This window comes from Nitrospirota bacterium (assembly GCA_040754395.1).
Classification (GTDB): domain Bacteria; phylum Nitrospirota; class Thermodesulfovibrionia; order Thermodesulfovibrionales; family SM23-35; genus JBFMCL01.
The window spans coordinates 26,773-45,887 of sequence record JBFMCL010000003.1 but is presented as its reverse complement, the minus strand read 5'-3'; the positions used below and the strand labels follow the sequence as shown (position 1 = coordinate 45,887).

At 47.3% G+C, this 19,115-nt stretch carries 22 protein-coding genes; 10 read left to right on the top strand and 12 right to left on the bottom strand.

Translation table 11 applies throughout. The features are described from left to right. The first annotated feature begins 318 nt into the window (after window positions 1-318). The 10 genes from AB1552_02380 to AB1552_02335 all read left to right on the top strand — a co-directional run bounded on the left by AB1552_02380 (window position 319) and on the right by AB1552_02335 (window position 11,195). Window positions 319-1,107 carry a universal stress protein gene (locus AB1552_02380; protein MEW6052622.1) on the top strand — a complete coding sequence of 263 codons (789 nt, stop codon included), beginning with the start codon at window positions 319-321 and terminating at the stop codon, window positions 1,105-1,107. A 119-nt stretch (window positions 1,108-1,226) separates the two neighbouring features. After that, window positions 1,227-2,897, top strand: a complete 1,671-nt coding sequence (locus AB1552_02375; protein ID MEW6052621.1) for an ATP-binding protein — start codon at window positions 1,227-1,229, stop codon at window positions 2,895-2,897. Then, entirely contained in the window at window positions 2,890-4,281 is a 1,392-nt protein-coding gene (locus AB1552_02370) for a sigma-54 dependent transcriptional regulator (protein ID MEW6052620.1), read from the top strand. Before AB1552_02375 ends, AB1552_02370 begins: the two co-directional genes overlap by 8 nt. Window positions 4,282-4,442: 161 nt before the next feature. Further along, window positions 4,443-4,880, top strand: coding sequence for a universal stress protein (locus AB1552_02365; GenBank protein ID MEW6052619.1), 438 nt, complete (start codon window positions 4,443-4,445; stop codon window positions 4,878-4,880). 163 nt (window positions 4,881-5,043) lie between these two features. Then, entirely contained in the window at window positions 5,044-5,577 is a 534-nt protein-coding gene (locus AB1552_02360) for a CBS domain-containing protein (protein ID MEW6052618.1), read from the top strand. A gap of 14 nt (window positions 5,578-5,591) precedes the next feature. Then, entirely contained in the window at window positions 5,592-7,121 is a 1,530-nt protein-coding gene (locus AB1552_02355; GenBank protein MEW6052617.1) for an SLC13 family permease, read from the top strand. 79 nt (window positions 7,122-7,200) lie between these two features. After that, on the top strand, window positions 7,201-7,917 hold the full coding sequence (locus tag AB1552_02350) for a hypothetical protein (GenBank protein ID MEW6052616.1): 717 nt from the start codon (window positions 7,201-7,203) through the stop codon (window positions 7,915-7,917). 69 nt (window positions 7,918-7,986) lie between these two features. Beyond that, window positions 7,987-9,285 (top strand): sigma-54 dependent transcriptional regulator, encoded by a 1,299-nt coding sequence (locus AB1552_02345; GenBank protein MEW6052615.1) that lies wholly within the window; start codon window positions 7,987-7,989, stop codon window positions 9,283-9,285. A gap of 471 nt (window positions 9,286-9,756) precedes the next feature. After that, window positions 9,757-9,918 (top strand): hypothetical protein, encoded by a 162-nt coding sequence (locus AB1552_02340; GenBank protein MEW6052614.1) that lies wholly within the window; start codon window positions 9,757-9,759, stop codon window positions 9,916-9,918. Window positions 9,919-10,670: 752 nt separating this feature from the next. Beyond that, window positions 10,671-11,195, top strand: a complete 525-nt coding sequence (locus AB1552_02335) for a CBS domain-containing protein (GenBank protein MEW6052613.1) — start codon at window positions 10,671-10,673, stop codon at window positions 11,193-11,195. Window positions 11,196-11,242: 47 nt separating this feature from the next. Here AB1552_02335 and AB1552_02330 read toward each other — a convergent pair whose 3' ends face one another. Genes AB1552_02330 through AB1552_02275 form a run of 12 tightly spaced genes read right to left on the bottom strand, consistent with a single transcriptional unit; the run spans window position 11,243 to window position 19,083 of the window. Next, window positions 11,243-13,087: a Na(+)/H(+) antiporter subunit D gene (locus AB1552_02330; protein MEW6052612.1), complete on the bottom strand. Its 1,845-nt coding sequence runs from the start codon at window positions 13,085-13,087 to the stop codon at window positions 11,243-11,245. Continuing rightward, window positions 13,080-13,343 carry a hypothetical protein gene (locus tag AB1552_02325; GenBank protein ID MEW6052611.1) on the bottom strand — a complete coding sequence of 88 codons (264 nt, stop codon included), beginning with the start codon at window positions 13,341-13,343 and terminating at the stop codon, window positions 13,080-13,082. Before AB1552_02325 ends, AB1552_02330 begins: the two co-directional genes overlap by 8 nt. Window positions 13,344-13,379: 36 nt before the next feature. Next, window positions 13,380-13,508: a hypothetical protein gene (locus AB1552_02320; GenBank protein MEW6052610.1), complete on the bottom strand. Its 129-nt coding sequence runs from the start codon at window positions 13,506-13,508 to the stop codon at window positions 13,380-13,382. A 1-nt stretch (window position 13,509) separates the two neighbouring features. Beyond that, complete coding sequence (locus tag AB1552_02315) at window positions 13,510-15,069, bottom strand: monovalent cation/H+ antiporter subunit D family protein (GenBank protein MEW6052609.1); 1,560 nt, start codon at window positions 15,067-15,069, stop codon at window positions 13,510-13,512. 11 nt (window positions 15,070-15,080) lie between these two features. Next, window positions 15,081-16,604, bottom strand: a complete 1,524-nt coding sequence (locus tag AB1552_02310) for a monovalent cation/H+ antiporter subunit D family protein (protein MEW6052608.1) — start codon at window positions 16,602-16,604, stop codon at window positions 15,081-15,083. Next, window positions 16,601-17,008 carry a cation:proton antiporter subunit C gene (locus AB1552_02305; protein MEW6052607.1) on the bottom strand — a complete coding sequence of 136 codons (408 nt, stop codon included), beginning with the start codon at window positions 17,006-17,008 and terminating at the stop codon, window positions 16,601-16,603. The genes AB1552_02310 and AB1552_02305 overlap by 4 nt, the downstream gene beginning before the upstream one ends. Then, window positions 17,008-17,463, bottom strand: a complete 456-nt coding sequence (locus AB1552_02300; GenBank protein MEW6052606.1) for a Na(+)/H(+) antiporter subunit B — start codon at window positions 17,461-17,463, stop codon at window positions 17,008-17,010. Before AB1552_02300 ends, AB1552_02305 begins: the two co-directional genes overlap by 1 nt. Beyond that, a complete protein-coding gene (mbhE, locus tag AB1552_02295) occupies window positions 17,460-17,729 on the bottom strand; it encodes a hydrogen gas-evolving membrane-bound hydrogenase subunit E (GenBank protein MEW6052605.1) in 270 nt (89 codons plus the stop codon). Before mbhE ends, AB1552_02300 begins: the two co-directional genes overlap by 4 nt. Next, window positions 17,726-17,971 (bottom strand): hydrogenase subunit MbhD domain-containing protein, encoded by a 246-nt coding sequence (locus tag AB1552_02290; protein MEW6052604.1) that lies wholly within the window; start codon window positions 17,969-17,971, stop codon window positions 17,726-17,728. Before AB1552_02290 ends, mbhE begins: the two co-directional genes overlap by 4 nt. Beyond that, window positions 17,968-18,297: a monovalent cation/H(+) antiporter subunit G gene (mnhG, locus tag AB1552_02285; GenBank protein ID MEW6052603.1), complete on the bottom strand. Its 330-nt coding sequence runs from the start codon at window positions 18,295-18,297 to the stop codon at window positions 17,968-17,970. The genes AB1552_02290 and mnhG overlap by 4 nt, the downstream gene beginning before the upstream one ends. Then, the gene (locus AB1552_02280; GenBank protein ID MEW6052602.1) at window positions 18,294-18,602 is read right to left on the bottom strand and encodes a monovalent cation/H+ antiporter complex subunit F; all 309 of its coding nucleotides are present in this window, start codon (window positions 18,600-18,602) and stop codon (window positions 18,294-18,296) included. The genes mnhG and AB1552_02280 overlap by 4 nt, the downstream gene beginning before the upstream one ends. Window position 18,603: 1 nt before the next feature. Further along, a complete protein-coding gene (locus tag AB1552_02275; GenBank protein ID MEW6052601.1) occupies window positions 18,604-19,083 on the bottom strand; it encodes a Na+/H+ antiporter subunit E in 480 nt (159 codons plus the stop codon). Window positions 19,084-19,115: the final 32 nt, after the last annotated feature.

Below are 19,115 nucleotides of genomic sequence, written 5' to 3'. Positions count from 1 at the left end.
GAAGGAAAAATGCAATACATGCGACGCGCGCCGCATAATACCAATATCCACTGAAATGAGGAGAAGAAACGATAGAGAATGCGTGAAAATATACTATCCTCAGTATGATGAGAAACATATATGAAAGTATATTAGGTGAGAAAAGAGAATTATTTTTCAGTCTCCCATAATTACGGCATCGCAGTAATATTTTGCATATCCTCATGCAGTTAAAATGCTGCATTTCGTTTATAAACGATTGAAAGTAAAGCTTAATATATCTGGCATGCTCCATGCTTTTTCACTCAACAGATCATAGACGAAAAGGAGAAAGAAAAAATGAAAGCGTTAGTGGCGTATGACGGGACAGTGCAGGCAAAGACCGCTCTCGGATATGGGATAGAGAAAGTCAGGAAAAACAGCGGAGAACTTGTAGTCCTCCATGTTTTCAACAATCACCTGTTTGTTAATTATGATGCGATTCCTCAGGCAGAGGAGATAGCAAGGAGAGAATCGGCCAGATATGTGGCGGATGCTGAACGCATAATAAAGGAACAAGGCGGCGGCATAAAGGCGAGTATTATTGTGGAGGACGGGAATCCGGAGAAGGAGATTGTCTCATATGCGAAGACTGAAAACATCGATATCATTTTTTCTCCACCCCGCTACAAGTCAATTGTCAGGAAATCACCATGCCCGGTTTCTGTCATCCCCGGTGACATCCTGATCCCTGTTGACAACAGGGATAATGCGAGTTTGGAAATTGAGCAGATTATCACAGAGGCTGCGGCAATGCAATCCCGGGTTGTACTTATGGGCATCGTCCCCATACATATTTACAGCAAATGGGAAAAAGAGGAACTTGATCAGGTAACCAGAGAAACATCCGCAGCAGTGAAAAGGCTTGGAAAAATATTGACGGATCGAGCGATCCGTACCAAGGAGATAATCCGGTCGGGCTATCCGGATATTGAAATAATAAAGGCTGCAGAGGAATATACAGTATCCATGATCATGTTTCTTGCAGGGAATCAGCAGCCCTCTGAATTAAACAAGGCGGCTGATATTATCCTCGATGAATCGGAGAGATCAGGAAGCCTTTTTTATTTATGCCAGTTGCAGGGTTAATAGCGCATCATGTGCGGGCTAAGCTACAGTATCCGGTAATATAATACCCGCAGAAATTCCCCTCCCGTTTCAGCGCTGTTCTGTTTTCCTTGGTCGTTTTCGGTTACAATGAAATAGGAATGAAGATACGGGAAAAGATTTTTATCGGGTTTGGCATATACGTATTACTTGCCACGATAATCGGGTTTTTTGCATTTACTGAACTCCTTACGATTTCAACACGACTTAGTCTTGTTGAAACTGCACATAACATTACCCACATCCTGAGTGAGCTGAGACGACACGAAAAAAACTACCTGCTTTACAGACAGGAAGAAACTCTCCAGGCATTCACGCGCAACTTGGGTCAATTAAAGGCGAATATCGACAGCATCAAGCTCAAAACTGAAATAGTAAAAGCAATGGGCCCCGGGAACTATGAAATGATCAAAGAGATAATAAGCAACTATGAGGATTTCTTTAATAAAGTTGTAGCCGGCATAAAATTGCAGGAAGAGAACATACTCAAGCTGAAGGTTGCGGGAGGCAGCATTGAGAACGCCCTGAGCGGAAACGAATTCCAGATATTTTCCTCGCTAAGAAGATATGAGAAAGATCTTATGATATACAGAGATGAGAAGTCCTATGAAAACTTTGCAAAGACCTTCGCTTCCCTGCATACGCACAGCTCTGCACTGAAGGAGTATCGTGCCCTTACCGACAGGCTTTATGAGCTTTACAAAAAGGAAAATGATTCTGTCGGGAATATGAGGTTGAAAGCACGGGAGATAGAGTTGCTCCTTGAGAACCTCCTTAAGGAGGAAAAGGTAGCCATTGATTCGACGATGAAGAAATCCATGATACTGCTGATATTCGCTTTGCTGACAATTATTGTAGTAGGTGCAGCCGTCAATGCAAAGCTTGCCATGAGCATCGCTGAGCCGATAAAAAAGCTCGAAGAGGTAACAAAGAAGATAGCAATGGGTGATTTCTCAGAGACACTCGATGTGAAGGGAAAAGATGATGAAATTGCCTCCCTCGAGATGTCATTCAATAAAATGGAAACAAAACTCAAACAGGCGCTGGGCTCGCTTGAGGATACCATTAAACAGTTGCAGGAAAAACAGTCGCAGCTTGTTGAGGCGGACAAGCTTGCCTCAATTGGGATACTGGCGTCCGGGATTGCACATGAGATAAGCAATCCACTCACTTCTGTCCTTACCTTTTCGAATTTGATGCTCGAGAAGACTCCGGAGGGGCACCCAAATCGCGAGAGGCTGAGGATGATGGTGAAGGAAACAGGAAGGGCAAGAGATATCGTGAGACAGCTTCTGAGTTTTGCAAAGGATGAAGCCATAAAACCCATGAGAATGAATGTCAACTGCCCTGTCACTGAGATATGCGAGTCCCTTGTCTCGCAGGAGGCCTTCAAGGATATAGGGTTCGCCTTGCACCTTTCCGAGAATCTTCCCGAGATCTATGCAGACCCTGCACGCATCGGGCAGGTGGTGTCAAATATCCTGCTGAATGCGATCCATTCAATTACCCCACCGGGAAATATAGCTGTTTCCACACGCGTGAACGGCAAATTCGTCGAGATCATTTTCTCGGATACGGGCCACGGCATCCCTGCAGAAAATCTCGGAAAGATTTTCGACCCGTTCTTTACCACGAAGGACAAAGAGAAAGGAAGCGGACTCGGTCTTGCGGTAAGTTATGGTATTATAAAAAAACATGGCGGAGATATCGATGTCAGTAGTGAGATAGAAAAAGGTTCAACGTTTACTGTGAGGCTGCCAATCAATGGATAAGCTGAAAGCGATTGTCGTCGATGATGAGGCAAGTATTTTAATTGCGGTCCAGGACATTCTCGAAACCGAAGGGATAGAGGCGTACACGACCACAAGCAGCATGGATGCCATTGAACAGGTCAGGAAAAATAATTTTGATCTCATGATATCAGACATGAAGATGCCCGAGATGGACGGGCTTGAACTCTATGAGCATGTAAAGGAGATCGCCCCCGACATCATATTCATTATTATTACTGCGTATGCGTCAGTGCAGTCAGCAGTGGACGCCGTAAAAAGGGGGATATACGATTATATTCCAAAGCCCTTTACCCCTGACGAGGTCCGGCTTCCCATCAGGAGGGCGCTGGAGAGAAGGAATCTCGAAAAAGAAAACATTGCCCTGAGAACCCAGATAGAGGCGCGATACTCATTTCAGAATATCATCGGCAACAGCCCGGAAATGCACGAGGTATTCAGGGTAATGAGGCATGCGTCGTCGAGTGAAAGCAATGTGCTGATTACGGGTGAGAGCGGTACGGGCAAGGAGCTTGTTGCAAGAGCCATTCACAGCAACAGCGTTAGGGCAAGGAGAAAGTTTGTGACGGTCAACTGCGGCGCAATCCCTGAGGGACTTCTGGAGTCAGAGCTTTTCGGACATATCAAGGGTGCGTTCACCGGCGCAGTTTCCGACAAGAAGGGGCTTGTGGAGGAGGCAGACAGGGGCACACTTTTCCTTGATGAAATAGGAGAACTTGCTCCCACCCTTCAGGTAAAGCTTCTGAGGGTATTGCAGGATGGGGAATTCCTCAAGGTGGGGGATACGATGCCGCGAACAGTTGATGTGCGTTTAATTGCCGCAACAAATATGGACCTCGGAAAGGCAATCGCCGAGAAAAATTTCAGAGAAGATCTCTACTACCGGCTGAATGTGATCCCGATAGAACTCCCCCCGTTGAGAAACCGAACTGAGGATATCCCTCTTCTCATCAATCATTTCATCGAGAAACATAAGGGAAAGGCAGTCGACAAAAATGTTACCGGGATTGCCAAAGAAGCGGTACATGCATTGCTGAACTATCACTTTCCGGGTAATGTAAGGGAACTTGAAAATGCCATAGAATATGCAATGGCGTTCACATCAAGCCAGATATTGCAGGTTGATGACCTTCCAAAATATATATCGGAGGGCAAGAGAATCAGCGGGGAGGCGCAAACTATCCCGATCATGCCCCTCAGAGAAGCAAAGTCCCGGTTTGAAAAGTCGCTTATCACCGCAGCCCTCATTGAAGCGGAAGGGAACATATCGGAAGCTGCACGATCCCTCAACATCCACAGGCAGAACCTGCAGCAGAAGATCAAACTCCTCGGAATAGACATTTCCTCTCTCACGAACTCGCATTAGTCATTTCAAGACAAAAGTGCAGTAATAATTTGCATGCCGGCATGCAGTATGAATACTGCATTTATTGTACAACTTGTTGATAATAAACAATAAATAGTTTGGCATGCTACGTGCTATTTCATTATCCGAAAATTGAATTCCAACAAGAAGGAGGAACGGACATGAAAGTATTAGTGGCATATGATGGGACCTTGCACGCAAGGACCGCACTGCAGTATGGAATGGAGAAAACAAGAGAAACCAACGGAGAGCTTGTGGTTCTTCATGTATTCAACAGAAACATGTTTCTTGATTATGATGCGATTCCCCAGGCAGAGGAGATTGCGCGGAGGGAGTCATCCCGGTATGCGAAGGAAGCAGAGAAGATTCTCAAAGAGGAAGGCAAGGGCATTAAGGCATTTCTCGTTACCGGAGAGGGCAATCCCGAACAGGAGATCATCGAATGTGCAAAAGAGGAAAATGTCGACCTGCTACTCTGCCCGACACGGTATAAGGTCGTTGCGAGCACTTTCAGGAAGATGCTCAAAGTGAGAGGACTCGAGACAAGCATCTTTGCATATGGGAGCAGCCCGTATGCGACAGTTCCGACAGAAAAATGACGTCTACACAGTGAGACCCTCCCTGTGTAGACGTCTTTTTCCCCTGCCCAGGAAGGCAGTGGTGACTGTGCACAAAAGCAGGTGAGGGCTCATGGACCTTATCTTATCCATAATGTGAGTTTTCCGGGGATTCGATAATGATAACAGATATTGAGGGGGCTGAATGCTAAACCACAAAAAAGTACAAGATATTATGGTCGATATTTCTGATTTTCCACATATTCGTTACTGGTTCACGATTAAGCAGGCAATAGAAGTGATAAAAACATCATTGCCCAGGGGTGAGAAGAACCTGCATCCAATGGGAACACTCGTTTTCGATGAACAGTATAATCTCGTCGGGACCCTGGCTCTCAAGGATATCTTGAAGGCGCTTGAACCGCGTTTCATGAGGGCGACAACAAAGGCCGAGGGATTTCAGGAAGAAGAAAAAGAGCTATCCCTAATTTGGGATTCCCTTTTCGATAAAGAATCAAAAGGTTTGGTGGAGAAATCCGTTCGTGATTCAGTCGTGCCGGTGAAATATTTTGTCAAACCGGATGATCCGATCACAAAAGCAGCATATCTCATGGTCAATCAGAATTTGACCTTCATGCCTGTTCTTGAAAACGGGAAGAAATTCGTGGGGGTTGTGAGATTGACCGATGTCTTTGATGAATTATCCAGTACAATTTCGAATGCTGTGGTAAAAGAATAAGGAGGACGAGGCACATGCAACATGTTACCAAGGTTTATTTTCCCGGTGGTGCAAAAGTGATATCAGAGCGTCCGGCAGAGATAGTCGTTGCCCCGACTCTAATTGAGTTTGACTGGAAGAGAATTTTTTTTATTCTGCTCGGCTTGAGTTTCTTCTTCGTTTTCAACTACATGCCCCCTTTGCCTGATGCCATTGACCCTTTGGGAGAGCATTTTCCGCTCAGCAGGGAGGGCAAAGCCGCAATAGCCCTTTTCCTTCTTGCAGGCACCTGGTGGGTTTTTGAGGTTGTCCCTATCGGCATTACAAGCATTGCAATCGGTGTTTTCCAGGCGCTTTTTATGATCAGGCCTGCGAAAGAAGCCTTCAGAAGCTTCATGGACCCGTCAGTCTGGTTCATCTTCGGCTCGATTGTTATCGGCATGGTGTTTACCAAGACAGGACTTACACGGCGCCTTGCCTACAAAATGCTGACAATTGTGGGTGAAAAAACAAGCATGATATATTTGGGGTGTTTTATTGTAACTGCCGCTCTTGCCCACATCATGGCGCATACGGCGGTTGCAGCCACGATGTTCCCTCTTCTCATGGCGATATATTCGCTGTATGGCGAAGGGGACAAGCCGACAAACTTCGGGAAAGGACTGTTTATCGGCATGGCGTTTGTTGCGGGAGCAGGAAGCATAATCACCCTTCTCGGAGCAGCCCGCGGTGCCGTTGCGCTGGGATTTTTTAATGATGTTGTCGGGAAAAATGTAACCTTTTTCGAGCTTTCAAAATACATGTTCCCGGTCGGATGGGTCATGGTTTTCCTCTGCTGGGTAATGATGCTTATCATGTTCAAACCGGAAAAGAAGGTTATTCCCGGGCTGCGGGAAAAGGCAAAAAAGCTTTACAAGGAAATGGGCGCGATTACCGGGAAGGAGATCTTTGTGGGGGCCGCGGTTCTCGGCATAATCATTTTCCTGTCTCTGCAGTCTTTTATTCCCGCATTGAAGCCGTATAACAAATCAGCGATTATTCTGCTTGCCACGCTGATATTCTTTGTATTCAAGATCCTCTCGATAAAGGATCTTGAAGATATCCCGTGGAATATTATACTCCTGTTCGGCGGCGCCATGAGCATAGGGTTCTGTCTGTGGGAGACAGGCGCTGCGAAATGGCTGGCGATCAACTGGCTTGTTATGTTCAAGGAGGCAAACTGGTTTATTTTCGTGCTGAGCATAGCCTTTTTTGTTATGATAATGACCAACTTTATCATGAATGTTGCGGCAATTGCGATTTCTCTTCCTGTCGCACTGGTCATCGCCCCGTACCTGGGTGTGGCGCCTGAAGTCGTGCTGTTTTCCTCACTCGTGGTTGCGGGCATGCCGTTTCTGCTTCTGGTGGGTGCGGCTCCAAATGCCATTGCGTATGAGTCTAAACAGTTTTCAACCGGAATGTTTTTCCTTGCCGGAATACCGGCAAGCATAGTATTGATGGCAGTGGTTGCGCTTGCGGTAGCGGTAATATGGCCGCTGATGGGCATGCCGGTTACGCTGAAATAGCATTATTGACTACAGAGGTTAGGGCAAATATATAGCTGTATATTCTTTGCCTTAACCTCATTTACAATAAGGGAGCCATATGAAATTTGAAACGATACTCAGAGGAATATTCTCCGTAACCTATCAGGAAGCCGATTTTGTCAAAAGGACACATAGTGCGTTGAACAAGTTTGGTTTCACTGCCGACAATGCGATCGGCTGTGTTGACGTATGCAGGGACGAGATTTCACAGTCGTTCTTCAGCCATGTCAGAGACGCATGGGGAGAAGCGTTCAATCTTTCAAGCCTTGCAGGAATGTTCTTCGCAGGAAGAACAGCCCTCATAGCCGCTATGCATCATGCCCCTGATGCAGACGGCAAGGAACGTTATGTTTTTTATGCCTTTCCTCACATAGCGCTTGGCGCCGAGGGGCAGGTCGGGGTCTGCATGCGGAAAGGAAGGGGAGGAGAGTCTTCTGCATGTGGTGCCCTGAACGCTTTTCAGAAAGAAATGGCTGAAAAAAGGGTAACACTCGCAATGGACAATGAAGACGTTGAGCAAAGCCTTCTCAGGATGCGGTTATTGCAGGAGATTCCCTATGGGCATGTCCCGGACCTTCTTGAGCTTACAAGAACAGCCCAGAAGGTCATCCAGAGGGACCTCGAAAATACATTGAAGCCCATTATCAATACAGCACAATGTGATTACGCTGTTATTACGGGCATACAGATACACGGACCGGAGGGAAACTATATCTGGCCTGCCTCGTGTTATGCGGTCATAGGCGGCATGAAACAGGAGATAACCTTGCAATGAAGGGAGGACCTGTGCAGAGTGGTATCCGTCAGGCATCCCCAAAAGTATTCAATACATGGGTGACAGCATATGCTTAATGCGTTAATCATTTCCAATGAGAAAAAAGAGATATACTCGTTATTCAAATCAGGCAGTATTGATCTGCATGCGGAAGACGCGGGGCAGAAAGGCAATTTATTGGATAAGGAACCCGGTTTCAACGGATATGATATTGCCTTTCTTGATCTCGATGTTGAGGGATGGCAGAAAAAACTCCTGGATCTGCGCCAGCAGATGCCTGTAGTAACCTTTTCAGGCCCAAATACAAAACTGGCTGTTGAGGCAATGAAGCTCGGAGCAATTGACTATTTGGAAAAACCGCTGACGAGTGAAGCCTTCAACGAGATTATCAGCAGATATAAGAAAAGAATTCTCGAACACAAAAGCGGTTTTGATGAAATCATAGGCACGAGCCCTTTGATGCAGGAAGTGTTTGGGCTGATAAAGAAGGCGGCAGCCGGTGAAAGCAATGTATTGATTACGGGAGAGAGTGGAACAGGCAAGGAGCTTGTTGCAAGGGCGATTCACAGGTGGAGTCCGAGAAGCAAAAATGAATTCATGACTATCAACTGCAGCGCCATCCCTGACACCCTTCTTGAATCGGAGCTGTTCGGGTTTGAAAAGGGGGCATTTACCGGTGCGATGCAGAGGAAGAAGGGTATCCTTGAGCTGGCTGAAGGAGGGACCGTATTTTTCGACGAAATAGGGGATGTTTCCCTTTTGTTCCAGACAAAAATCCTCAGAGTAATTCAGGAAGGCGAGATCATGAGAATCGGGGGAAACAGCCATATAAGGGTGAATGTGAGGATCATTGCGGCTACCAATAAAGACCTGGAAATGGCTGTGACAAAAGAGACATTCAGGGAAGACCTTTTCTACCGGCTGAATGTCATCAATATCCATATCCCTCCTCTGAGGAAGAGAGTGCAGGACATACCGCTTCTGATCAAGCATTTTATAAAAAAGCATGCTCCAAAAAGGAAAGACCTGCTGATTAAGGGAATTACCGGTGACGCCCTTAATATCCTGATGAACTATTCATATCAGGGCAATGTCCGGGAACTTGAAAATTTCATTGAAAGGGCTGTATCTCTGGCAAATACCCCTGAAATACTGCCTTCTGATTTGCCGCCATTCATAATGGGGGCAAATTCCCATAAAAGAAAAATAGTGCCTAAATTGAAAGATGCGATTTCGTCCGTTGAAAAAGAGACGATTGTTTCAGCCCTGAATGAGTCTGGATGGAATATATCCCATGCTGCGCTAAAGCTCGGCATTTACCGCCAGCAGCTTCAGAAAAAGATCAAGTACCTGAAACTTTCTCATTAGCCCACAGTTGTAAATTATTCCGCGCAAATACGCTGTCCCCGGCCGCTCTTCCCATTTTTGTGAATAATATGGGTTAAAAAGAAGTGTCGGCAAACCGTCCTTCAGCACAGGTCCGTGCGTGTAAGTCATTACCTGCGCTATCGAACGTGCATTCAGGAAATGCACCTGTTTTTTCTCCTCTCGCAACACGTTCTCAACGTTTAGAAGCCCCTGTTTTATTGAAAAGCGCTCTTCATTGAAGAGATAGAGATTTGAAGTGCATTTAAAAAATGCACCATTGATGACATATTAATTTTGCCCTTCCCCAGATAAATTGCAGAGTTTCTGTCGATATGGTATAGTGAAAGTGCAATCATAAAATGCACCACATGTGGATGAAATAAAAATTAATTATAAATATCAATATCTTATGCGATGGCATGGCTATTGCTTTTTCTATATATAAGTGCAGAGGTAGAGAAGAAAGATATCATGAAAAGATTGGTGAAACAAATAGAAGGCATAACTGTAACGATTACATTTGCAGAGACGGATGAATACGATGCTGCGAAGCAGACATTGTGCAGCAGTGACGAAATTATGGTTCTCAAGAACACAGACCCGATAATTCTTCACACTGTCGGGCACATTTAATAGAAAAGACGCGGAGGTGCAGATATGACACATGAAATCACGACAAACGTAATCTCTTTATGCTCAATTTGGGTGATCCTGACGGTTTTCCTTATATTCCCTCATATTTCTTTTCAATTGTGGCAGATTCCTTTGAAAAAATGGCTATTATACAAAGCGATGATTCAGGAAAGAAAAAGCAGGCGATCTGAAGAGAAGCTGCAAAACTACCAGCAGATAGATCTGAGAGAGTTGAAATGATCTGCTCTGAACACTCACTGTGTCAGATGACCGCGGATAAGGCCTTTTTAGGTCAAAGAAACGCTGTTTCACATGCACTGCGGGAACGGTATCGTGGAATGAGCCGTTCTCGCGGCTTATGCTTTCTGCCTTGTATTTCATAGCATCCCCAATTCCTTAATGCTGTTTTCACTCCGGAAATAGAATACCATAACCTAAATCCAGCCGATACGCACAGCTTTCAGGTGCCCGCAATGACCGGGTTCCCAAACGTTTAAGGCATGTATTGCTGGATCCGGGCTTCATATTATTCCCGCGCCCGGAAATAATATATATAATCTGAATAGTTATCCCAAAGTATCCCTGGCCGCGCACATGAGGCAATGCCGTTGAACAAAAAGTAATCTCCGGTATTCCGGCAAAAAACACCCGAAATAACTTGATGGAATTATGATAAAATGAATCCTGATGTCAAACCTGTTGAAAATGGATAGAATATATTGTTATAAAGGATAGAGTAAAAAGGAGCGTTTATGCAGAATGATAAAAAAGTAAAAGATATAATGACCGGAATATTTGATTATCCTCATATTCCATACTGGTTTTCCATAGGCCAGGCCATAAGAATAGTGAAGGCATCTTTCATTAAACCAAAAAAATATCCCAGTCCCATGGTAATCCTGGTGTTCAATGAAAAGTATAATCTTTTGGGAACCATCAGCCTCAAAAACATTCTGAAAGGTCTTGAGCCGAAAATATACGGCAAGGAAGCAAAGGTGCAGGTTGAGGAAAAAAATACAGGTGCCCCATCACGGATTGAATGGGATGCCCTTTTTGATAAGGAGGCAAAAGAACTCGCATTGAGGCAGGTAAGCGAGATAATGGTCCCGATAGAGAAATTTGTCCAGCCTGAGGACCCGGTGAAAAAAGCTGCGCATATCATGCTCTCACATGATGCATATGTGCTCCCTGTATTGGAAAACAAGAAAAAACTGGTCGGAATAGTCAGAATCATAGAGCTCTTCGATGAGATATCAAACGACATACTGAAAGAGTGAGGCCGCGGAGCCTCACTCTTTCAGGCGATACCATAACTGTAGAATCGCTATCTTATGAATAACAGATAGAGCAGGATGTAGAAGAATATGAATACAAACGAAAGGAGCACTCCCAGTCCAATGGGTCTCTTTGGAAGGTCAGCTCCGTAGATCCTTCCGCTTTCGGCTATTTTGACAAGCCGGCTCACCCTGAACTCCAGTTCATCCCGTTTTTCTTTCATTTTCTCAGACTGAGAAATTGCCGCCAGGATCTGATACATATTCAGATGGGTGTATCGTATTACGACCTCGGGGATAAGGAGCGGATCAGAACTGAATTTCACAAGGGACTTTATGGTTCCTGCTGAGAAATTTTGCACGGCATTCCTGAACCCTGTCAGCGGCACATTGCAGAACCACATAAACCCTTTACCGAATTTCCTGTAGAACCAGTCAAGATCAAGGATTGTTGTTCTCCTTTCTCCCGGGAAGACGCCGGAGAGTACAAGGAGAATATATGCAAATGCGCCGAACATGAGCAGTTGCATTGATGTCACGACGTGGGACGCTGTGTATGCATCGAAGTCTACAGGATAGGGAAGGAGACTGTAGAGCGGTCCGGGTATCACCCCGATAAAAATACAGAGAAACGCGGTAATCCCCATGGCGAGAAGCATGTGCAGGGGAGCCTCCTTTGTCCGTATCCCTGAGTCGTGGGAGAAGAAGGCGTAGTAAGGCACCTTAATGCCTGCATGCTCAAGCACACCGACGGATGCAAACATGAGAAGCAGCCAGATGATTGACATTCCGCCATATGCCGCAGCCTCAACAACCATCGACTTGCTGACAAAGCCGCTGAACAGGGGGAAGGCAGAAATGGATGCGGCGCCGATGATGCAAAAAACCGTGGTATAGGGCATGCTCTTGTACAGCCCCCCGAGGTCGGTACAGTTGATCTTCCCGGTACGGTACATGACAGCGCCCATGGACATGACCAGGAGCGCCTTGTAGAGAATATGGCAGAACACATGAGATATGGTGCCGTTGATCGATAACTGCGTCCCGATGCCGATGCCGCAGACCATGTACCCGAGCTGGTTGATCAGGCTGTATGAGAGAACCCTTCGCAGATTGTTCTCGATTACCGCGAAGAAAATCGGGAAACAGGTCATGATTGCGCCTATCCAAATGAGGGCTTCGGTGCCGGGGAATGCCCTCGCGAGGACATAAATGGCAGTCTTTGTAGTAAATGTCCACATGAACACCCCGCCGGTTTCGGTTGTCTCAGGGTACGCATCGGGAAGCCACGCATGAAGACCGGGCCAGGCACAGTTGATTCCAAAGCCGATGAGAATAAGGAGAGAAGAGAGTCCCTTCAATCCGATATAGCCGAATTCTATCGAACCTGTCTCGAATACGTTTAAGATGATTCCGATCAGGAGACAGAGTCCGCCGAATAAATGCACCAGGAGGTAACGCAGTCCTGCCCCGTAGGAATTTTTCGATTTTCTGGCCCACACAAGGCATGTTGCTGATACTGCCATGATCTCCCAGAAGATGAAGAGGGAAAAGAGGTCGCCTGCAAAGACCACTCCGAGCGCAGCTGCGGAATAGAAGAGGGATGCAACGTGCTGAAAATCATCCTTGAGATGAAAGGCATACAGGAACGCGATGAATGATATGAGGTGATAGATATAACCGAAAAACAGGCTCAACCTGTCGACTTTTCCGAAGATGAGGTCATATCCGAGGAAATTGACTACCCAGTGCGTGCCTTCCGGGATCGAAAGCAGGTTTATGAAACCGATAATTGGCAGCAGAAGAAGATAGTAACTTTTCAGCTTCCCCCTCAGGAAGGGTACAAGAAAAGCTCCGAGTATGAATACCGCCGCCGGAGGAACAGGATTAATCATAGTAGTCCTCCTTCCTCTCGGCAATGGGACGCAGGAGGTGTTTTGCCACCAGTATGAGGCAGACAAACGCTACAAACCCGAACGCTGCGTAAAACCCCGGCCACTCTTCCCACTTGAAAAAGACGTGTTTGTGGATAAAGAATTCACCTGCCAGAGAAAGCACAAGCATAGCGCAGAATAACAGGAAAAGGCCTTTAATATTTTTCGGCTTGTCAAAAAAATCTTCTTTTTTCTCTCTATGTTCTTTTTTTCCCATTTTCATATCCTCTCATCATATGTATTGCATGTGCATTCATAGGGTATTCAGGAATATTATGGCAAGGTAAAGGAACGCTATTGATGCAATTATATAGAAAGCTGCCTTGCCTCCCGGTATAGCGTCATGTTTCAGTTCCTGGTGTTCTGCTCCCTCTTTTTGCATCTCACACGCCTCCTATTAAAGATTCAAGCGCGAGTCTCGTGATATTCAGGAAGAAATCTGGTGCAAAAAACAGAATGATGGTGCCGAGCGCCGTAAGCATTAAGGGAATTACCATGATAGCCGGCGCCTCATGGAGTTTGCGCTCTGAGTGAGGATTGTGACTCCCCGCATATGCCACGCCATGCGCCGGTGCATCAGCGTGCTCGTGGTGGTGAGCTGTGTCTGGTTCCTTGAAGAATGCGGCATACACAATGGGCAGGAAGTAACATGCGTTAAGGATCGTGCTCGATACAAGCACGAGGATTATCGGAAGCTGGTGTGCTTCTATAGCTCCCAGCGCTATATACCATTTGCTGATAAATCCTCCGATAGGAGGGATGCCGATCATGGAGAGCGCACCGATGGTAAAGGCTGCCATCGTAAAAGGCATCTCCCTGCCAATTCCGTTGAGTTCGCTGACCTTTGTCTTGTGGGCTGCGACATAGATTGCCCCTGCAGTGAAGAAGAGGGTGATCTTGCCGAAGGCATGCAGCACGATATGCATAATGCTCCCTGTGATGCCAGATGGTGTAAGAAGCGCAACACCGAGTATCACATAGGAAAGCTGGCTGATCGTAGAGTAGGCGAGACGCGCCTTGAGGTTGTCCTGGGTCAGGGCGATGATTGAAGCGGTGACAATAGTAAACGAGGCAAAGTAGGCAAGGGCTGTGCCGAGGCCGAGTTCCCAGAGAAGATTGATACCGAATACATGGACTACGACTTTAACCACGACGAACACGCCGGTCTTTACGACAGCAACTGCATGGAGCAGTGCGCTGACAGGCGTGGGGGCAACCATTGCCGCAGGAAGCCAACCATGGAGCGGCATCATCGCGGCTTTTGTAATCCCTGCCATGAACAGGATGAACGTGATAATGATGAGGGTATCGCCTGCAACCCCTCGCGCCTCGCCGAATATGCCCTGATAGGAGAACGCAAGTGTTCCGGTTATGCTATACGTCATAAATATGGCAAACAGCTGGAACCCAATTGATGTTCCCAGCAGATACGTGAGGTATTTCCTCGCGCCTCTGATCGCCTCAGGGGTTTCCTTGTGGGCAACAAGGGGATATGTGCAGACAGTGATAATCTCATAAAAGAGGAACATCGTAAAGACATTGGCGGAGAATGCAACACCCATCGTTGCAGAGAGCGCAATGGCGAAACATGCGAAATAGCGTGTCTGTGCATGTTCATTCAGTGAACGCATGTATCCTATAGAGTAGAACGATGTGATGATCCAAAGGAACGATGCGGTGATCCCGAAGAAAATCCCGAGCGCATCCACCCTGAACCCGATGGAGAGACCGGGGGCAATAGTGAAGACCGTATATTCAAGGGCTTTCCCCTCAAGAATGAAGGGGACCATGGACATGACGATCGAGAATTTTACAAAGGCTGCAAGAATCGTCCAGAACTCCCTGAGATTCCTTGAACGTTCTCCCGTAAGCAGGATGAGACAGGCTGCAACCAGAGATACTGTAATCGCTAAAACCGGTCTAATTGAGTTCACAACTTCCATACGTTCTCCTGTTAAAACCCTTTAGGTACCGCAAATTGGATTACGGTTGAAATAATCTTGCCGCTGAAAATACCCAGCAACAATATTCCTGCGACAGTGATGAATATGGGAACCATCATGCTTGCTGGGGCTTCATCCTTAACATGTGCCTGGTGGTGCCCGGCATGCTCTTCCCCGGAACCTTTATGGCGAACATGAGCAGCCTCCACGGTTGGGGCAAAATATACTGTCTGGATAATCTTGAAAAATACGATAGCAACGAGGAGGCTGCTCACGAGGAGGAGGAGCGCAAACAACCATTGCCTGGCATCGATGGCGCCAAGCACGAGGTACCACTTGCTGAAAAACCCGCAGGTAGGCGGTACTCCCACCACAGAGAGGGCGGCTATCACAAAGCATGCCATGGTGACGGGCATCTTCTGGTTCAGTTGCCTGAATTCAGTGACGTTCCTTGTCCCGGTCTTGTAGTAGATGGCTCCTGCGATCAGGAAGAGACTTGCCATCATGACCGCATCATTCAGGATATGGAGGAGTGCACCCGTGAATCCTGTTCTGTTCGCTACGCTGACCCCGAGGACGATATACCCGACTTCGGCGATCAGGATATAGCACAATATCCTTTTGAGATCGGTTTGGGCGAGGGCCTGTATGCAGCCGAACATCATGGCAGCAGCTGCAACCCAGCCGAGAATGGTCGTAACCGGAAGGAGCTCTACAGAGAAGTACGGCTGGAAGACTGTAAACATGATGCGCATCATTACATAAGCTCCGACTTTCGTCATTGTTGCCGCAACCAGCGCACTCACTGTTGAAGGGGCATAGGTGTACGCATCAGGGAGCCATACATGGAGCGGAAAGAGCGCAATCTTGATTGCGATGCCGACCATGAAGAAGGCAAAGGCGATTAATACTACCTTGGAGTGGTAGAGGTTCGGGAGCAGAAGGGTAAGGTCCATAATGTTCAGGGATCCTGTGACGATGTAGAGGTATCCGACACCAAGAAGATAGAAGCATGCGCCGATCGTTCCCATGACGACGTATTCAAAACTGGCAAGGATGGCCCTGTCTTTTCCCAACGCGATAAGCGCGTACCCTGCAAGTGAAGCGATCTCGAGGAACACATAAATGTTGAAAACATCGCCTGTCACCACAATGCCCAGAAGCCCGGTGATGAGCAGGAGGTAGATGGTATAGAAATAAATGATCTTGCCTTCAGGCAGTTCCTGTTCAATGCTCTTTCGTGAGAATATGGCCACGATAAAACTGATGGAAGTGATAATAATGGCGATGAACGCGTTCAGGTGGTCTATGAGGTATTCAATGCCCCAGGGCGGTTCCCATCCGCCGAGACGGTAGCGGATTACGCCGTCACTGAGAACGGTTCCCATGATATCGAACGCAAGAATCACACAGGCGCCGAGCACAACGACAACAAAGGGCTGGCAGAGGTTTCTTCTGAACATTCCGAGAAGGAGGCAAACGAGCGATGCGATTAGGGGAACTATGATTAAAAGCGCAGGTGATTGTGTAATCATTTCCGCAACCTCAGCACTTCCAGCGTCTCATAGATTTCGTCCTCCTCGAACGTCTTATATTCCCGGTATATCAATACAAGCAGTGCCAGGGCAACACCGAAGGTGCTCACCATGACTACGATAGCGGTAAGCATCAGCACATGGGGCAGCGGGTTGGCATACTGGGCAACATTGACTACCTGACCTGCGGCGTCTCCATGAGGGCTTTGAATAATAGGAATGGTTGCGCCCATTTTTGATGATGTGGAGATGAAGAAGAGGATAATTGCGGTCTGAAAGATGTTCATGCCGACAATTTTCTTTACCAGGTTTTTCTTTGCAATCATGGCGTAGAACCCTATCATCATGAGCACGATATACACCCAGTAATTGAATTTGCTGATGATAAATTGAATGGTATCCATTATTCCGGCTCTCCTTCATGTTCGCCTGCTGTGGCGATGTTCAGAAATATCGAGATCATGACAGACATGACAGCAATTCCCACCCCAATCTCAATGCCCAGTGTCCCGAGCGCACGCGCCTTTGCGGGATACGCAGGGAGAATTGTATGGAGGATCCCGTAGTCAAGGTAATTCGCACCGAGTATGAGACAGAGCAGACCGATTCCCGCGTATATCAGCACCCCGACACAGCATAATACTGTATTGCGCTTTTCATGCATCCGCCTTTTTACCTCTCCTATGTCATAGGCAATAAACATCATGATAAAACTCGCAGCAAGGATGCACCCTCCCTGAAAGCCGCCTCCCGGACTGTAATGGCCGTGGGCGATGACATACAGGGCGAACAGCTGTATGGGAGGGATGAGGAGCCTGCAGATTGTTTCTATGGTTACGTCTTCATATCTCTCTTTCACTTGACCCTCCTCAGTAGGATGATACAGACGACCCCTGCGGTAAAGATTACGGCGGTTTCACCGAGAGTGTCATATCCTCTGTAATCCGCAAGTACCGCAGTCACCACATTCGGTGTCGCGGTCTTCTCGATCGATTCTTCAAGATACCTCGGGGAGACGTGACTGTTCGGAGGCGAATTTGGATCACCCCAGTCGGGCATATCCACCGTGCCGTAAATCAGGAGCGCACCCGTGAAGAGAACAGTGATAAACGCAAAAAATTTCAATCTTTTGTCCTCCTTGTCGTCTGGAATATGGCGCCGATAAAGAATGCGGTGCTGATTCCTGCGCCAACAGCAGCCTCGGTGAAGGCAACGTCGACCGCGCCCATCTCTGTCCAGAGCAGGCACATAAGGAAACTGTAAGCCCCGAGAAGGATGGCTGAACTAAGGAGGTCCTTAACAGAAATGGCGGCTATAGCACAGATGACGACAAGGCTGAGAAAGAGGATGTCTAATTGCCAGATCATTTTGCCCCCCCATCTTTTGTCCACGGCTCAAAACCGCAGTCGAGGCCGGCCTTGGTTATGGCATGGGTGGCAGTGGGGTTTGCTACAAAGATGAAGACGGCAATGAACATGATTTTCAGGCTCACCAGCACCGCTGCCAGGGTCAGCCCGTCACTCAGATTATAGAGAGCCAGGCCCGTTACGGTAAGAAATGCGCCGAGGGTATCGCCCTTTCCGGTCGCCTGCATCCTGCAGTAGAAGTCAGGCAGGCGGAGAAGCCCGACGGTTGCCGTGAAGAAGAAAAAGACGCCGGTCAGGACAAGTATTATGGAGATTGCTGTTATCATTCCTTGACCTCCCGCTCTTTAAAGTATTTGTGGCCCGGGACTATACTCTTCCGGGTGCGGAAGAACTTCGCCGCAGACAGGGTGGCAACAAAGTTCAGGAGCGCATACGCGAGAGCGATGTCCACAAACATATCCGCCCTCCGGTAAATAAACCCCATCAGAAGGAGAATTACCGTGGTCTTTGTCCCGATGACACTGATGCTGATAATCCTGTCAAGCACCGTCGGGCCGTATATCCCCCGGTAGAGACAGAGCAGTGTCAGAAAGCCCAGAGCTAAACCGGTTCCTATAAAGAAGTTCTCCATACTAATCCTCCATAAATACGTGAGCTACCTTTTTTTCCATGTCTCCGCTCATGAGGTCGTCTGCGACCTTCTGGTCCAGGCAATGGACATAATACTGGCCGTCCACAATATCCGCAGTAATCGTTCCGGGCGTGAGCGTAATGGAGTTTGAGAACGTGGTCAGCGAAAGTTCTGTTTTCAGGCTGCTCTTGTACCAGACAAATTTCGGGTCTATGGGCAGCTCGGGATTCAGTACCAGCTTGGCGACGTGGATGTTGGACAGGATGATCTGGTACATAAGCCATGGAATATAGAGCGCGAACCTGAAGACCTCGGTGAACTGTTTGAAGGTGAACTTCTCGCGCTTGAAGAGCAGGTCGTGCGACATGAACGTGACAATGCCGCATGAGATGACGCCAAGCGCAAGATGAAAGGCGTCCAGCATGCCGGACCAAATGACCCAGTGTACGAAGAGAATCAAAAAAATAACTATGTATCGCATTTTTTGCCCCTCTACTGTAAATGAATTTGCTA

Coding starts and splice junctions, on each gene's coding strand:
- AB1552_02330 (MEW6052612.1), bottom strand. CDS start 13,087: ATGATTAATCCTGTTCCTCCGGCGGCGGTATTCATACTCGGAGCTTTT.
- AB1552_02290 (MEW6052604.1), bottom strand. CDS start 17,971: ATGATCTGGCAATTAGACATCCTCTTTCTCAGCCTTGTCGTCATCTGT.
- AB1552_02375 (MEW6052621.1), top strand. CDS start 1,227: ATGAAGATACGGGAAAAGATTTTTATCGGGTTTGGCATATACGTATTA.
- AB1552_02275 (MEW6052601.1), bottom strand. CDS start 19,083: ATGCGATACATAGTTATTTTTTTGATTCTCTTCGTACACTGGGTCATT.
- AB1552_02380 (MEW6052622.1), top strand. CDS start 319: ATGAAAGCGTTAGTGGCGTATGACGGGACAGTGCAGGCAAAGACCGCT.
- AB1552_02335 (MEW6052613.1), top strand. CDS start 10,671: ATGCAGAATGATAAAAAAGTAAAAGATATAATGACCGGAATATTTGAT.
- AB1552_02325 (MEW6052611.1), bottom strand. CDS start 13,343: ATGGGAAAAAAAGAACATAGAGAGAAAAAAGAAGATTTTTTTGACAAG.
- AB1552_02305 (MEW6052607.1), bottom strand. CDS start 17,008: ATGGATACCATTCAATTTATCATCAGCAAATTCAATTACTGGGTGTAT.
- mnhG (MEW6052603.1), bottom strand. CDS start 18,297: ATGATAACAGCAATCTCCATAATACTTGTCCTGACCGGCGTCTTTTTC.
- AB1552_02345 (MEW6052615.1), top strand. CDS start 7,987: ATGCTTAATGCGTTAATCATTTCCAATGAGAAAAAAGAGATATACTCG.
- AB1552_02360 (MEW6052618.1), top strand. CDS start 5,044: ATGCTAAACCACAAAAAAGTACAAGATATTATGGTCGATATTTCTGAT.
- AB1552_02315 (MEW6052609.1), bottom strand. CDS start 15,069: ATGGAAGTTGTGAACTCAATTAGACCGGTTTTAGCGATTACAGTATCT.
- AB1552_02365 (MEW6052619.1), top strand. CDS start 4,443: ATGAAAGTATTAGTGGCATATGATGGGACCTTGCACGCAAGGACCGCA.
- AB1552_02320 (MEW6052610.1), bottom strand. CDS start 13,508: ATGCAAAAAGAGGGAGCAGAACACCAGGAACTGAAACATGACGCTATA.
- AB1552_02280 (MEW6052602.1), bottom strand. CDS start 18,602: ATGGAGAACTTCTTTATAGGAACCGGTTTAGCTCTGGGCTTTCTGACA.
- AB1552_02350 (MEW6052616.1), top strand. CDS start 7,201: ATGAAATTTGAAACGATACTCAGAGGAATATTCTCCGTAACCTATCAG.
- AB1552_02310 (MEW6052608.1), bottom strand. CDS start 16,604: ATGATTACACAATCACCTGCGCTTTTAATCATAGTTCCCCTAATCGCA.
- AB1552_02340 (MEW6052614.1), top strand. CDS start 9,757: ATGAAAAGATTGGTGAAACAAATAGAAGGCATAACTGTAACGATTACA.
- AB1552_02370 (MEW6052620.1), top strand. CDS start 2,890: ATGGATAAGCTGAAAGCGATTGTCGTCGATGATGAGGCAAGTATTTTA.
- AB1552_02355 (MEW6052617.1), top strand. CDS start 5,592: ATGCAACATGTTACCAAGGTTTATTTTCCCGGTGGTGCAAAAGTGATA.